This window comes from Nostoc sp. ATCC 53789, from assembly GCF_009873495.1.
Taxonomy (GTDB): Bacteria; Cyanobacteriota; Cyanobacteriia; order Cyanobacteriales; family Nostocaceae; genus Nostoc; species Nostoc muscorum_A.
The window spans coordinates 1,512,808-1,527,296 of sequence record NZ_CP046703.1; the positions used below are offsets into that span (position 1 = coordinate 1,512,808).

Annotated in this window: 8 protein-coding genes and 1 pseudogene; 2 read left to right on the top strand and 7 right to left on the bottom strand. The window is 40.6% G+C overall.

Annotated features, from left to right (window positions below):
- Positions 1 to 197: 197 nt before the first annotated feature.
- Positions 198 to 1,151: a DUF5331 domain-containing protein gene (locus tag GJB62_RS06065; RefSeq protein ID WP_147262592.1), complete on the top strand. Its 954-nt coding sequence runs from the start codon at positions 198 to 200 to the stop codon at positions 1,149 to 1,151.
- A 5-nt stretch (positions 1,152 to 1,156) separates the two neighbouring features.
- Here the strand turns inward: GJB62_RS06065 and GJB62_RS06070 are convergent, their stop codons facing one another.
- Entirely contained in the window at positions 1,157 to 2,152 is a 996-nt protein-coding gene (locus GJB62_RS06070; protein WP_114085707.1) for a folate-binding protein YgfZ, read from the bottom strand.
- Positions 2,153 to 2,359: 207 nt separating this feature from the next.
- Complete coding sequence (locus tag GJB62_RS06075) at positions 2,360 to 3,880, bottom strand: PLP-dependent aminotransferase family protein (protein WP_114085836.1); 1,521 nt, start codon at positions 3,878 to 3,880, stop codon at positions 2,360 to 2,362.
- A 215-nt stretch (positions 3,881 to 4,095) separates the two neighbouring features.
- On the opposite strand from GJB62_RS06075, the gene GJB62_RS06080 reads away from it, so the two are divergent.
- Positions 4,096 to 4,311 (top strand): hypothetical protein, encoded by a 216-nt coding sequence (locus GJB62_RS06080; RefSeq protein ID WP_114085706.1) that lies wholly within the window; start codon positions 4,096 to 4,098, stop codon positions 4,309 to 4,311.
- A gap of 85 nt (positions 4,312 to 4,396) precedes the next feature.
- Here the strand turns inward: GJB62_RS06080 and GJB62_RS06085 are convergent, their stop codons facing one another.
- The 5 genes and pseudogenes from GJB62_RS06085 to GJB62_RS06105 form a co-directional block, all read right to left on the bottom strand.
- Positions 4,397 to 5,983, bottom strand: coding sequence for a hydantoinase B/oxoprolinase family protein (locus GJB62_RS06085; protein ID WP_114085705.1), 1,587 nt, complete (start codon positions 5,981 to 5,983; stop codon positions 4,397 to 4,399).
- Between the two features lie 8 nt (positions 5,984 to 5,991).
- A complete protein-coding gene (locus tag GJB62_RS06090; protein WP_114085704.1) occupies positions 5,992 to 8,088 on the bottom strand; it encodes a hydantoinase/oxoprolinase family protein in 2,097 nt (698 codons plus the stop codon).
- A 287-nt stretch (positions 8,089 to 8,375) separates the two neighbouring features.
- Positions 8,376 to 9,597, bottom strand: a pseudogene (locus tag GJB62_RS06095) (ISL3 family transposase).
- 213 nt (positions 9,598 to 9,810) lie between these two features.
- Complete coding sequence (locus GJB62_RS06100) at positions 9,811 to 12,624, bottom strand: ATP-binding protein (protein WP_114082010.1); 2,814 nt, start codon at positions 12,622 to 12,624, stop codon at positions 9,811 to 9,813.
- 596 nt (positions 12,625 to 13,220) lie between these two features.
- Positions 13,221 to 14,456: a tetratricopeptide repeat protein gene (locus tag GJB62_RS06105; RefSeq protein WP_114082011.1), complete on the bottom strand. Its 1,236-nt coding sequence runs from the start codon at positions 14,454 to 14,456 to the stop codon at positions 13,221 to 13,223.
- Positions 14,457 to 14,489: the final 33 nt, after the last annotated feature.

Below are 14,489 nucleotides of genomic sequence, written 5' to 3' on the forward strand. Positions count from 1 at the left end.
CCCTGATATAACTTGCTTTTTGAGTGTGGGGAGTGGGGGAAGTGTGGGGAGTGTGGGGAGTGTGGGGGGTAAGACTTCTTCCCCATCCTCCCACACCTCCCACACCTCCCACACCCTTCCAGCAAGGAGGTTTCAGCTTTTCAAGCGTGCCATTCATATCAGGGTCTGTAATCTTGTTGACTGAAGCGAGGCATCCAATGAATATCCAACAGCTGCGTCAATCTTTAAAACAAAACTGGCTTGTTTACTACGAGCAAAATATTTCTTGGCTAGTCAAAATGCGAATTTGGGGGACTTACGATGGTCTGCGCCGTCCTTTGTCCGGTTTTATTTTGGCAACACTGTCTGTTTTAGAACCCCAGTTTGATGAAATACTTGCTTTTATGCTGGATCTGAATAACGATCCAGATAAAATAATTGCCGCTTTAGGTCTTAACTTTAATCCTGATGAAGAGTTACGTTTAGAGCATTCTATAGCTATAAGCCAAGCTGAAATCGAGTCGCCAGATGAGAAGCATTCTGAGGATAAACATCTATCATCGATTGTAACTGCTAGCAAAATTGTGCCTACTTCTCTTGCCAAGACTCTAGACTCCAACTTGTCACGCGCCGATCGCCTTGCGCCATTATTTACGGCTACCACAGAGATAGATCGCACCCCTAAACCTGAGTTAGTAGTTGCATCTACTACTAAAATTGCTCCAGATACTCCGGTGAAAACGCCATCATCGGGTTTCTTGAACGAATATCAATCAGTACGTAGCGACTTTGCAGCTTCTCGTCAGACATCGCCCCTTGAACGTTTTCCTTCAGGAACATCATCGCTGACAATGATTGCTGAAGCCAACAGCAAAGCCAAAACTATGCCATCTGTGGCGTTAGCTAGCGAGGTTAAAAGCAACGCGCCATCTATCCGAATCCCTGTAGGGGCATTGCTGGCAATTACCACTGAGATTAACAGTAATGGTAAACCAGTGCGATCGCTAGCAATTACTACTGAGGTTAAAAGTAGCGGCAAGCAAGCGAATATTCAACCACAAGATGTTAAAAGCAAAGTGAATTTACCAACCACTAATGCCCGTAGTTTAGCTTCTTGGGTAGATGAATTTTGTTACGGCACTAGGAATAAAGAAGAAGATATTTTGACTTGAATTACTTATGGGTACTCGTGAGAAACAAAGGGGATTTCTATGACTTCACCCTCAGTTTCTCCCACTTGGACTTTTAAGCCTACGCCACCAGCTTTGGTGCGAATGTAACCTAGTCCAAAATAACCATCAGCCGTTTCTGTGTAACTGGTAAGTTTGCCAACTTTTTCGTCTCCCACTGCGATCGCACTTCCTACTGACGCAGGGGCATTGAGGCGGATACCCAAAAGGTGTTGTTTTACACCTTTATATGTATTTAACCGAGCAATGGTTTCTTGCCCAATATAGCAACCTTTAGTAAAAGAAATTGTTTGCCACAAACCAACTTCCAGAGGATTGTAATCATCTGTGAGTTCGGAATCTGGGGCGGGGCGGCCTTGTAAGATTCGCAAAGCATCCCAAGCGCGATCGCTCATCTCTACCGCCCCAGCTTCTAACAATTTGTTCCACACCGAAGATTTGTCAGTATAAGGAAAAGTGAAGGTGTATCCGGGAGCCGCTAACCCACTACCCACAGCAATCCGCACTCCCTCAGCCGGAGCGATCGTGTATACATGGTGATTACCGTAAGGTTGCCCGATGAGTTCGCCAATACCCAATTTTTCTAAAACAGCGTCGCTTCCTGGGCCAATGAGGCTGAAGGTGTTGGTGTATTCTGTGATATCAGATAATTCCACCTTGTCGGCATAGAAAATATATTTATCCAGCCATTCCATGAGATATTGGCGGCGGTTGGGTGAAACTAGCAGGATTACCGCATCTTCTCTAACATAGGCGGTTGCTAAATCAATTGTTCTAGCTGTAGAAGTAACGAAAACCGTATCACAACCTTGTCCTGGCTTGAGTATTTGGAAATTGTTAGTACTTTGGTTGTGTAAGAAAGTAAGGCGATCGTCGCCAGCTACTTTGATACGTCCCCAGGCGGTGCGATCGCATATAGCAACCCCAACTTTAGCGGCTTGGATTGCTGCTGCGTCTTTATCGTCAATTGTAGATGTTGGCATGGTGATGAGAAGTTGCCCTGTTTTAATGTTGTTGCACTGGAAATCTTAGCAAATAAGCGTTTCCGGCTTCAATGGCGAAGGGATGAAAGGAATTATGCTGATAGCGATCGCTTAAATTACAGAAAGTACCTCTTCAAACATTTATTCATCTGCTGCCGAAGTTAATTGATTCTGCTCCAGAATGGCCAAGAATTATCCATGCGTAACCTATGAACTGTAAACCAGAGGTTGATAATTAGATATACGGTTTTTGACAACAAGCCGCTCTGTATCTACACATCCTCTAGAAATATACTTTTTCAGCAACTTACCCACAATCGAAATACCTTGCTCAATTTCCTCTGGCGAGAGACAAAAAGTTAGACGCATCGCCGGATAACCTTGCTTATCGGGGAAAAATGCCGAACCGCACGCCAGGTAAACATTTTCTGCAAAAGCTTCGTTACGAATTATCCCAATCGGAATATCATCTGGTAACTGTACCCAAAGAAATAATCCACCCGTGGGAACTGTCCACCGGATCTCTTCAGGGAAATAACGCTCCAAAGCTTGCAGCATTATATTACGACTTTGCAGATTATCTGTGCGAAGTCGGCTGAGGTGACGGCGGTAATGTCCTGAAGCGAGATATTCGCTAACTATTGTTTGCGAAATACTGGATGTGTGCAAGTCATGAAGCAACTTCTGCTCAATAATTGCTTGATAATGCTTACCTGTAACTACCATATAGCCAACTCGTAAACCAGGCATTAAAGTTTTAGAAAAAGTGCTTAAATAAGTGACTAAGTTATTTTTATCTAAAGCTTTAATTGGGGCTGGCACAGCATCAAAATTTATTCCTTCATAAGCATTATCTTCCAAAATAGGGCACTCATATTTTTCTGCTAATGCTAGTAATTGTTGACGATGATTTTGTGTTGTCGTCAATCCTGTTGGATTGTGAAAAGTACTAATTGTATAAATTAATTTCGGGCGGTGGCTGCGAAGATATTGCTCTAATAAATCTAAATTCATCCCCTCCGCAGTCATGGGAATGCCAATAATCTTAGCTCCTAAGTTTTCTAAAATAGAAATTGCACCATAATAAGTGGGAGCTTCCACAATCACCCAATCACCAGGTTGTACATAATAATTCATCGCTAATGACAACCCTTGCTGAGAGCCATTAGTAATAATTAAATCTTCTGGAAAAACCTCTAATCCTTGATGTACTAACATCTGAGCAATTTGTCTACACAGAGTTAGTTGTCCTTGCGGCATCTCATGAGGAAAGAAAATATCAGCATCATCTTGTCTTAGCGCTCGTCTGGCAATGAGGTTAATATCTTTTGGTGGACGAGGATAACCGTAGCCAAAATTAATCATTCCTGGCTGTGTCTGTGCTTGTACCAGTGGAGTATACATCTCATAAAAAGAACACTTTCCTGGTTTTGTAATTATGACATTTTGGGCTGGAGCGAATTTAGATTCTAGGTTGGTGCTTTTAAGAGGAATGCTACTGACAAAATATCCTGAACCTTGACGAGCAGAAACAATCCCATCTGCTTCTAAAACGTTATATGCTTCAATAACCGTGAGTTTATTAACTTGTAAACTTTCTGCCAGAGAGCGAATTGAAGGGAGGCGATCGCCACTTTTGAGTGCGCCAGATTTAATCAGATGACTGATGCGATCGCGGATCTGCAAATAAATCGGTTTTGGTGATTGCCGTTCTAATAAAATGTTCATTTTGGCGCACTCGTCAATGACTAAATAATCATCAATACTGGCAATATAAACTATTTCTACCAACTTTACCTAGTACAGTTGAGAGTTTTTTGACTATACCAGTTGGAATACGGCTTAACTGTACTAGATCAAATCTGCCAAAACTGTACCTTCTCAGTTGAAAAGTATTACGTGAAAGTAAAAGTATAGTTCACTGTTTATCAGGTGCTTTCATTATGAATAAATTTAATTTTTTGTTAAATTTACAAAAATATTGGCAAAATTTTGTCATTTGGATGGCTAGTGGTTCTGACCTCCAAGTGTGGCACGAATCAGACTGGCGTGGTCACATTTCTTCTTGGCACGCCTACGATCCGATGACAGGGCGCTCTGCCTGTTTTGGTTCTGAAGAAGAAATGCGAATTTGGATTGATAAGTGTTATTACAGGTAAAATCTTTTGCCAATCAATATGAGAAATAGACAGTTCAGAACAAGCGATGACATTTGGAAACTTTCAATTCAGGAAAATACTGGTACTAAGAGACTTTACCAAATCCGCCTCCTCCAGGAGTTTCTATCACAAAAACATCTCCAGGTTTCATCTCTACTGTTGCTGTGCTGTCTAAATTTTCTTCAATTCCATTCTGACGTTGTATCCAGTTGCGTCCAACAATTGCGGCTTGTCCATCATTTAATCCAAAGGGAGGAATAACTCGATGTCCAGAAAGAATATTAGCTGTCATAGGTTCTAAAAAACGGATGCGGCGGACAACTCCATTACCACCTGAATATTGCCCTTTCCCACCACTATCAGGACGAAGGCTAAAGCTTTCTAAAAGTACAGGATAGCGGGTTTCTAAAACTTCTGGATCGGTCAAACGGGAGTTAGTCATGTGAGAATGAACGCCATCAGTTCCATCAAAATCAATTCCTGCTCCAGAGCCGCCACAGATAGTTTCATAATATTGATATTGCTCATTACCAAAAGTAAAATTATTCATCGTTCCTTGAGAAGCAGCCATCACACCCAAAGCGCCATATAAAGCATCAACAATTGTTTGAGAAGTTTCGACATTACCCGCTACCACTGCTGCTGGATAAATTGGGTTCAGCATACAGCCAACCGGAATAATAATTTCTAGAGGGTTAAGACACCCGGCATTCAGAGGAATATTATCATCAACCAAAGTCCGAAAGACATACAATACTGCTGCTTGAGTTACAGCTTTCGGAGCATTAAAATTACTATTTAGTTGCTCAGAAGTTCCAGTAAAATCAATAGTAGCACTGCGGCTTTCTTGATGAATTTTCACTTTTACTTTAATTATTGCCCCATTATCCATCTCATAACTAAATGAGCCATCTTTGAGAAGGTTGATAGCCTTTCTGACTGATTCTTCAGCATTAGCTTGCACAAACTTCATATAAGCTTGAACGGTTTCAATTCCATATTGTGAAACCATTTTATAAAGTTCTTGTCCTCCTCGTTCATTTGCGGCAATTTGTGCTTTAAAATCAGCAATGTTTTGGTCAGGATTACGAGCAGGATAAATATGATTTGAAAGATGCTGTCTTACTGCGACTTCTCGGAAACAGCCATCTTCAACCAAGAGAAAATTATCAAAAAGAATTCCTTCTTCTTCTACTGTGGTACTGTGAGGAGGCATTGAACCGGGGGTAATCCCACCGATATCTGCTTGGTGTCCACGAGAAGCAACAAAAAATAGGGGCATGGGGCATTGGGCATGGGCCATTGGGCATGGATTATTTTCACTACTTTCCAAAAAAACAGGGGTAATTGCAGTGACATCAGGAAGATGGGTTCCGCCGTTATAAGGGTTATTAGATAGATAGACATTTCCTGGTTTTAGGGTGTCGCCTTTATCGTTAATTAAACTGCGAACACTTTCACTCATAGAACCTAAATGTACGGGAATATGGGGGGCATTTGCTACTAATAATCCCGATGATTCAAAAATAGCGCAGGAAAAATCTAGCCTTTCCTTGATATTCACAGATGTAGCCGTGTTTTGTAACACAATTCCCATTTGCTCGGCGATAAATTGATATAGATTTTTGAATATTTCTAAACGAATGGGATCTGGTTGAGATACTGTGTACATTTTTATTCCTATTTGTCTATAAATTGTAGAATTAAATGATTATATTCAGTTAATCTTGCTTGCCAGTTAGGCTCAACTACAATTGTGCTAATTTTTTCAACAACGATCGCAGGCCCATTAATACTATCTTCTGGTTGCAAATCTTCTCGTCGGTAAACAGGCGTATCATGCCATCTATCAGCAGTAAACATCCTTACTACTTCAACGGCTTCGGGGGCTTCAACTAGAGAACGTGTACGAGTAATTAATGGTTCTTCAGGAGTCTTCATTTTCTGAATTACTTCTACCGAGGCTGATTCAACAATTAAAGTTTTCTCTAATTGAATGAAACCATAACGTGATTTATGTTCATTCTCAAATTCTTGCCGCATCAATACCATATCATCGGCAAAGGTAACGGTTAAATTAGAGTTAGTTCCTTCATATTTTAAGTTTACTTTTTGGACTATTTCTGTTTGATAATTAGCTTCATTTATTTCACTTCTAGCTTGAGTTTCTAAATATTCCATTAACTGATGTAATTTAGGGATTAATACTTGAGTTAAAGGCTGTTCTACTCCTCTTTCTCTAATCGCCCTGACATCTGCTAATCCCATTCCGTAGGCAGAGAGAACACCAGCATAAGGGTGAAGAAATATCTTTTTCATTCCCAAGGTATCGGCAATTAAACAAGCAACTTGTCCGCCTGCGCCGCCAAAACAACAAAGCACGTATTGGCTGACATCATAACCTCGTTGCAGACTTATTTTTTTAATTGCGTTCGCCATATTTTCCACTGCGATCGCAATAAATCCAGCCGCTACCTGTTCGGGAGTACAATGATTTAATGTCGCACTTTGAATATCTTGGGCTAATTGGGTAAATTGCTGAATGACAGTATCTTTATCTAAAGGTAAATTGCCATCAATTCCAAAAACCGAGGGAAAATATTGTGGGTGAATTTTGCCTAACATTACATTGGCATCAGTAACCGTTAATGGCCCTCCGCGTCGGTAACAAGCAGGCCCAGGATTAGAACCAGCAGATTGAGGGCCGACACGATAACTAGAACCATCAAAAAAGAGGATTGAACCGCCTCCAGCCGCAATGGTATTAATTGCTAATACGGGAACTCGCATCCGCGCCCCAGCAATTTCTGAATCTAGTTGTCGTTCATACTCTCCTTTAAAGTGGGCGACATCTGTACTTGTCCCTCCCATATCAAAGGTAATAACTAACTCAAAACCTGCTCTTTTACTAGTTTGTACTGCACCGACAATACCGCCAGCCGGGCCACTCAAAATACTATCTTTGCCTTGAAATTGTTCGGCTGCGACTAAACCGCCGTCAGATTTCATGAACATTAATTTGACTCCAGGTAACTGACTCGCTACTTGGTTGACATAGCGGCGTAGAATCGGAGTTAAATAAGCATCAACTACTGTTGTATCTCCTCGGCTAACTAATTTCATTAGCGGACTAACTTGATGAGATACAGATATTTGGGTAAAGCCGATTTCTTGCGCGATTTTGGCTATTTGTTGTTCGTGTTTGGGATAGCGATCGCTGTGCATAAAAACAATAGCACAACTCCGAATTCCTGTATGGTAAACTGCTTGTAAGTCATTTCTGACTTGTTGAATATCTAGAGGTATTAATTCATTTCCATGAGCATCATAACGTTCATCAATCTCAATCACCTGCTCATAAAGCATAGTTGGTAAAACGATATGACGGGCAAAGATGTTAGGACGGTTTTGGTAGCCAATTCGCAGCGCATCTTTAAAACCTTTGGTGATGATCAGAACAACTCTGTCTCCTTTCCGTTCTAACAACGCATTTGTTGCTACTGTTGTCCCCATTTTTATAACTTCTATCGCTTCAGTAGGAATGGGTTCGTTACTGGAAATACCCATAATATCCCGTATACCTTGGATGGCTGCATCTTGATATTGTTCAGGATTTTCTGAAAGTAGCTTGTAAACTATAATCCATTGCTTTTTAGGTAGGGAAACAATTAAAAAACGTTCAGGATGTCTTGAAAGTCTGTCTATAATTGCCTGATTATTAGTAACGGCAACAATATCTGTGAATGTACCACCTCTATCAGCAAAAACTTTCAACATTTCTCTATTTCCTTAATGCTGTTTAAATCGTTATTTAAACCTCGTCTATCTTGAGAAGCATAGTTTTGTAGGTTGGGTGCAGCGATAGCGTAACCCAACATAAATAAGGCGGTAGTGTTGGGTTGCGTTTCACTCCACCCAACCTACATAAATATATCTTTTAAAAAACTCTAGGTTTCAACATAGATGAGGTTTATATCAAACGATTAAAATTGTTCAACATTAAATATAGACTTTGCTCAGTCACATTTTTACTGAACTTATAAAAATTGGTTCATCCGTTACTTTTATGGAGAATTAATAGAAAAGTGCCAGTTTAATAAACTGCGTAATCGAAAATTGCTAAAATTCCGAAAGCCATACCCAAGTCTTTTAATTAACTTGAGTTTATTATTAATTCCTTCTACAGTACCACTGTTAGTTCTGCCATCAAAATAACCGACTATTTCCCCAAACCATCTCACCATTGTCCCTAGACTTTTCGGAAAGTATGAACGTGCATCATACATCCAATCTAATAATTGTGTTATGCTATCTCCCCAAGATTTAGTGGTTTCAAATATCTGGCGGAATTGTTCTTTAAGTGCGTGCATTTTAGCCAGAGTCGGCGACACCTCTAACACGGAGTTTAATTTTGATTTTTGCTTTTCGTTTAAAGAATCTTCATTTTTAATTAAACTATATTTGCTTTTAGTTAATGCCTCTAGTTGGCGAGATTTTTCGGATTTATCTTCTAACGACATTGCTGCTTTCTTCTCAGTTTTACGCATCCGATCTAATTCATCATTTACTTGTTTCATCACATGAAAACTGTCAGCAGTTATGTTAGCATTTGGCATTAAATCTTCTACTAAGCTTTTATAAGGCGACCAGAGATCAATACTCACTTCAACAAGCATGATTAAGTACTTCAAATCCCCAGCCAGCAATTACTTCACGGATATCTTCTATTCGTCGTGATTGCACTATTTCAATTGGCTTATGAGTATCTAAATCCACTAATACTGCTAAGTAGTTTCCTTGACCTTTAACTAAAGCTATTTCATCTATACCTAACTTTTTTACCTGGCTTAGATTAATATTTAATATTTGTGAAGCTTGCTTTTTTAACATTGATTCTACTTCTTCATCACTCAATCCATTCCTTTCGGCAACACTATGAATATTACTATTTAATACTTGTTGTACTATGTCTGTTGCTAATCTTTTTGTATATCCTTTACTTTTATCTACAAAATCCAATTTCTCACTAAAGACTTTTTTACATTTATGACATTTGAACTGGCGACGATTTATTTTTAAGAGTACTGGCTTTTTACTCCAAGATAAATCATGAATCATCCGCCAATGATTTTGATGTATACTCTGAGTATTTTGCCCACAAGATGGGCAAGTCGAATAGTTAACGCTTTTTTCTATCGTTATAATTATTTCTTCCCCTTCAATTTCTTGAAAATCTAATACTTTCGTATCGGGCAGATTCAGGATTTGCTCTACAGTAAATTTCATAGCGATACCTACGGCACACTGCGTGAAAGCCTTAATTTTTACTGTGTTATAGTATAAATCATGCTATTTGGATTATTTCAGTATACGTGAAGCTGCTACAATGCTTACACAGTCTATGTTTTAAGGATAAATATCATTAAAATGTAGTTAATAAAATTTACTAAAATTTAGTAACCACCATAAAAGCACCGGAAGAACCTAAAAATTATTTATTTAGATAGCTTCCTGATTTAGCGGAATTACAACTACAAATTCTGTACCCTGTCCCTGAGTAGAAATACATTTTAATTCTCCCAGATGTTTTTGAGTGACAATCTGATAACTAATAGACAAACCTAACCCTGTACCTTTGCCAACTGGTTTAGTGGTAAAGAATGGTTCAAATAAGTGTTTTTGGATGTTTTCTGGAATGCCTATACCATTATCCGCAATGCTAATAACTACCTGATTTTCACTATTAAGCTGAGTATGAATTTTAATTTGGGGAGTAGATCGGGCTGCTTTCTTTACTTCCCACTCCCCATTATCCACAGCTTCTTCTAAAGCATCGATCGCATTTGCTAGAAGATTCATAAATACCTGATTCAGTTGTCCAGCATAACATTTTACTAATGGCAAATCGCCGTACTCTTTGATAATGTCAATTGTGAGAGAGTTAGATTTAGCCTTGAGTCGATGTTCTAGAATGAGCAATGTATTATCTATACCCTCATGGATATTTACAGCTTTCATCTCTGTTTCATCTAACCGAGAGAAGTTTCGCAGAGATAGTACGATTTCTGTGATTCTTTCGGCACCAACAGTCATAGAATTTAACAAGTTAGGCAAGTCTGCTATTACGAAATCTAGGTCGATGGCTTCTGTTTCTTTTTTAATTTCTGTTACTGGATTAGGATAGTTTTGCTGATATAATTGCACTATCTTCAGTAAATCTTCAATATATTGATTGGCATGGGTGATATTGCCATAGATAAAGTTGACTGGGTTGTTAATTTCGTGCGCTACACCTGCTACCAACTGCCCTAAACTGGACATTTTTTCGCTATGTATGAGTTGAGATGCTAACTGCTTTGCCTCTTGGCGCAATTGTGCTTCTGAGTATCGCAATATCTGCTCTGCTTGTTTGCGCTGGGTAATGTCGTGGAGAATGACGACATACTCCTGAAAATCCTGATGTGGTCTGTCTGAGATGGAAACTTCTAGGATTTTGTTTTTGCCATTGCGGAGTAGGGTTTGTTCGCTGCGCTTTGTCCACTCCTCTGGATAGTAGACTAATGCAGTTAGCCATTTGTTGAGGTGATTTCCCTCCAACTCAGATGGGTTAACGCCAAAGAAAGATTCAGTGGCTGGATTTGCCTGCTGGATAATACCTCGATCGTCCACAACTAAAATACCATCTTGGGCAACAGTAAATAGGTGTTCGGCAGATTCACGGGCTTCTGCGATCGCAACCACTTGCGGTAAACTTGTCCAACAAGCGATCGCTACTCCCACAAATGCTACCGTCATCAGCAGCACCACAAATATATTCTCCCCCGCCTCGCTTGCCGTTTTATTTAGTTTGACACCAAATAACCAGCCAACTGCCACTGCACTGCATAGTAAAAAAATCAGGATGCTCACCTGGAGAACTACCGAGTCCTTGATAATTACCTGAGAGCGTGTGCGATATCGCTGCCTCCACCAACTGGGATGAAATGGAGGGAATTTCACCCGGCGAATCACTGCATCTATTCCCATAACCCCAATGGGAAATAATAGCCCAATTAGCAAGTTGAGCCAACCCCACGCAAGTCCGCCTACCACTAGCACCACAACTTCTAACAGCAGAATCGCCAAAGATATGCGAGGGAACAAAACTTCCGAGCGATCGCGCCGCAGCCAAAGCCCCAAATGCAATAACATAAAGGAGACAAACCAGCCAACATTACCAACGGCTACGATTCGCGCGACATCTCCCCAAATCAAATAAATCAGGCACAATACCAGTGTTAATGTCAGTGCTGGCGCAAACACACCCCGACGTGAAACAACGGAAAATACAGGTGAGATGTGTTTGTCTAAAGCCAACTGATACAAAATCCGAGGGCAATTAGAAACAACCGTTGCCGAACCTAAAAGACAAGCAGCTACTAGCAAAAAGGAAACACTTATAGCTGCTGATTTTCCCCAGAAAGGTTGGGAAGCCGCCACAAGATTCATAAAAGCATTGTCTTTGAGGCTGGGATCGGTTGCTAACCGCATCATTACCCAAGATCCCCCCAAAAAGATCGGTGGCATCATCCAAGCCGCAACATCTAGAAAACGTAGCGTCTGGGTGGGTTGGCGGCTATCGGCGACAAAAGAAGAAGCCGTTTCACAACTGTAGGTGGCATAAGTGACGAAAAAGAACCACTTTGCCCAATCGACAAAACCCAGAGATGACCAATTGCTAGGAAAAAACCCAGGACTATCACCAGAGAAAGCTAACCAGCCAAGACCCTGTACACAGAAGGTAATTAGCAATCCAAAGGCTGGAATTACAAAAAATAAATGTAAAATACTTAGGGCGCGAGTTCCACTAAACGCGACTATAAACGGTAACAGTGTAAAGCCAATATCTAGAAGTATTTCTGGACAAGCAATACCCAGCGCCTCCAAATTCACCTTAATTAAATCTTTGAGAACGATTGTATTAACTGACAGGTAGGAAACCCAGTTGAGCAAGTATCCAATTGCTGCATAGCAAGCTATTCCTGGGTAGTTTTGCAGCAACTTAGTAGCATAGTTAGGCGTTCCTCCAGCCACATTTATAAAATGCATACCCAAGCGTTTTACCTGGTAGTTGAGCAGCATTCCGAAAATCACCGCAGGTATCCAGACAAAAATAGCTTGGGGTCCGAGAGCAGCATGAATTGCTGGAACCAATGCTGTCCAGGAAATATGAGCTGTTAAACCGAAGCCCCAACTTTCAACAGCACTTAAGCTTCTAGTCAAGCCAGGGTAAGAAGATTGGCCCAAAGTGGGATGAGCAGGATGGGACATCATTGGCAGTGCTGGGTGGGATACTGTAATTAAACTTATTAGCTAGAGTTCCCATCTTCTAAATGTTGTGAACAGAGACTTTTTGCTCGAAATCATAACATATTCACAACACCAGCATTTCTTTACACCATAATTTTTCCTTTCAGATGCCGCTGTCTTTGGGAGTTTCAAAAATTAAATTATTCAATTTTGGGAGAGACGATGATCCTTAGCTTGATATCATCCAATACTTCAATGTCTTTGCGTTTAGGCGCAACTCGATACCATGTTTCTGTTTGGGTTGAAACTACGGCTATCTAACCCCAAACGCCTCTCTAGTAGTTCGCCAAGTGAACTTGGCGGGGTAAAGGGTAAAGGGGAAGGGGGAAAGGTTTCAAATCCCTTACCCCTTACCCCTTCCCCTTTACCCAGCCATCACGCAGCATTTTTGGGTTGGCAGACTACTAGCTCTGCTATTTTTTGACGCAGATCCTGATTTTCCAGTTCAAGCCTCTCAATTTTTTGATCTTTTTCTTCTGGACTCATACCTGAACATTACCATTACTCTTCCTTGCTTGGAATAATCCTGACCATCCTACCTGGGGAGTTACGAGAATCCTTTAAGAAGCAATTAAGTTCTTGAGAGCATCTTGAGCATCAGTGTTTTCTGGATCTATTTGCAGCACTTCTCGAAAAACTGCTGCCGCCTCTTGTTTTGAGCCATCACCAGATTCACCATAAGAAATCTCTCTGCCAAGTTTGATGTAAAGTTCTGCCATTTGGCGACGTGGTATTAGATTCGCCAACGGCTGATAAAATTCCATAACAGCAGGAAAGCCTTTTTGCTTGTAAAGTGGCAAGCTAATATTTGAGCAGGTGTCATAACTGCCTTCACCAATTTTTACCACCTTCTGGCAGTTTGCCAAGGCTTCATCTAGGTTTCCGTGTTGAGCTAGTGCTTCATTTAATTTACTGTAATAATAATCAGTGGGTTTTGTGGCAACGGCTTGGCGGTAAATAGCGATCGCTTCTTGGTGTTTTTCTTGTGTCATCAGCACATCGCCCAGTTCTACATACCTTGAAGCTTCAGGCTCGATTTTAATTAATTGGCGGTAGGCTGCGATCGCTTCGTTTACAAAACCGCGCTTTAGTGAGAGTTCAGCTAACCTTTCGTAATAAACCTCATTTTTTGGGTCATTTTTACTCGCTTGGCGATAGATTGCGACTGCTTCGGAATATTCGAGAATATCACCCAGGCTACTGTATGCTTGATAGCTCTTTGGGTTAATTTTTAGGGCTTCTCGGTAAGCGGCGATCGCTTCTTCTCGTTTGCCTATTTTGAAGAGGGTATCGGCTAAATTGTTGTAATTATCGTCATCAGGCTCGATTTTAATGGCTTGACGATAAGCCACTACTGCTTCCTCTGGATTGCCCATTGCTATCAAATTCATCGCTAAAATGATGAAAGCTGTATCACTTTTAGCATCGAGTTTGACAGCTTGACGGAAAGCAGTGATCGCTTCTGCGGTTCGTCCCTTTTCAACCAGAAAATTACCTAATTTGAGGTAAATCGCCGCATCGGGAGTTAATTGCAACCCTTGACGATAAGCAGCGATCGTCTCTGCAATCTTTCCTTGGGAAGATAGAATGTCTGCTAGCTTGATGTAGGCATAGCTGTTTTTGGAATCGCGTTCAATCAAACTCCGCCAAATATTAGCAGCTTCTTGATAATTTTTCACTTCTTCGGCAGATGTCGCTTTTTGTTCCAACTCCTCTACCGTTTGCGCCACACTGATTTGAGGAATCAAAACCAAACCTAAACTCAATAAAAACGGCAATATTTTCCGGCTAACCATAGACTTTCAGCTTAAAATAACTAAGTCAATCTT

What these genes read in the sequence shown, in the direction of transcription:
- GJB62_RS06065 (WP_147262592.1), top strand. Translation starts at nt 198, where the DNA reads ATGAATATCCAACAGCTGCGTCAATCTTTAAAACAAAACTGGCTTGTT.
- GJB62_RS06070 (WP_114085707.1), bottom strand. Translation starts at nt 2,152, where the DNA reads ATGCCAACATCTACAATTGACGATAAAGACGCAGCAGCAATCCAAGCC.
- GJB62_RS06075 (WP_114085836.1), bottom strand. Translation starts at nt 3,880, where the DNA reads ATGAACATTTTATTAGAACGGCAATCACCAAAACCGATTTATTTGCAG.
- GJB62_RS06080 (WP_114085706.1), top strand. Translation starts at nt 4,096, where the DNA reads ATGAATAAATTTAATTTTTTGTTAAATTTACAAAAATATTGGCAAAAT.
- GJB62_RS06085 (WP_114085705.1), bottom strand. Translation starts at nt 5,983, where the DNA reads ATGTACACAGTATCTCAACCAGATCCCATTCGTTTAGAAATATTCAAA.
- GJB62_RS06090 (WP_114085704.1), bottom strand. Translation starts at nt 8,088, where the DNA reads ATGTTGAAAGTTTTTGCTGATAGAGGTGGTACATTCACAGATATTGTT.
- GJB62_RS06100 (WP_114082010.1), bottom strand. Translation starts at nt 12,624, where the DNA reads ATGATGTCCCATCCTGCTCATCCCACTTTGGGCCAATCTTCTTACCCT.
- GJB62_RS06105 (WP_114082011.1), bottom strand. Translation starts at nt 14,456, where the DNA reads ATGGTTAGCCGGAAAATATTGCCGTTTTTATTGAGTTTAGGTTTGGTT.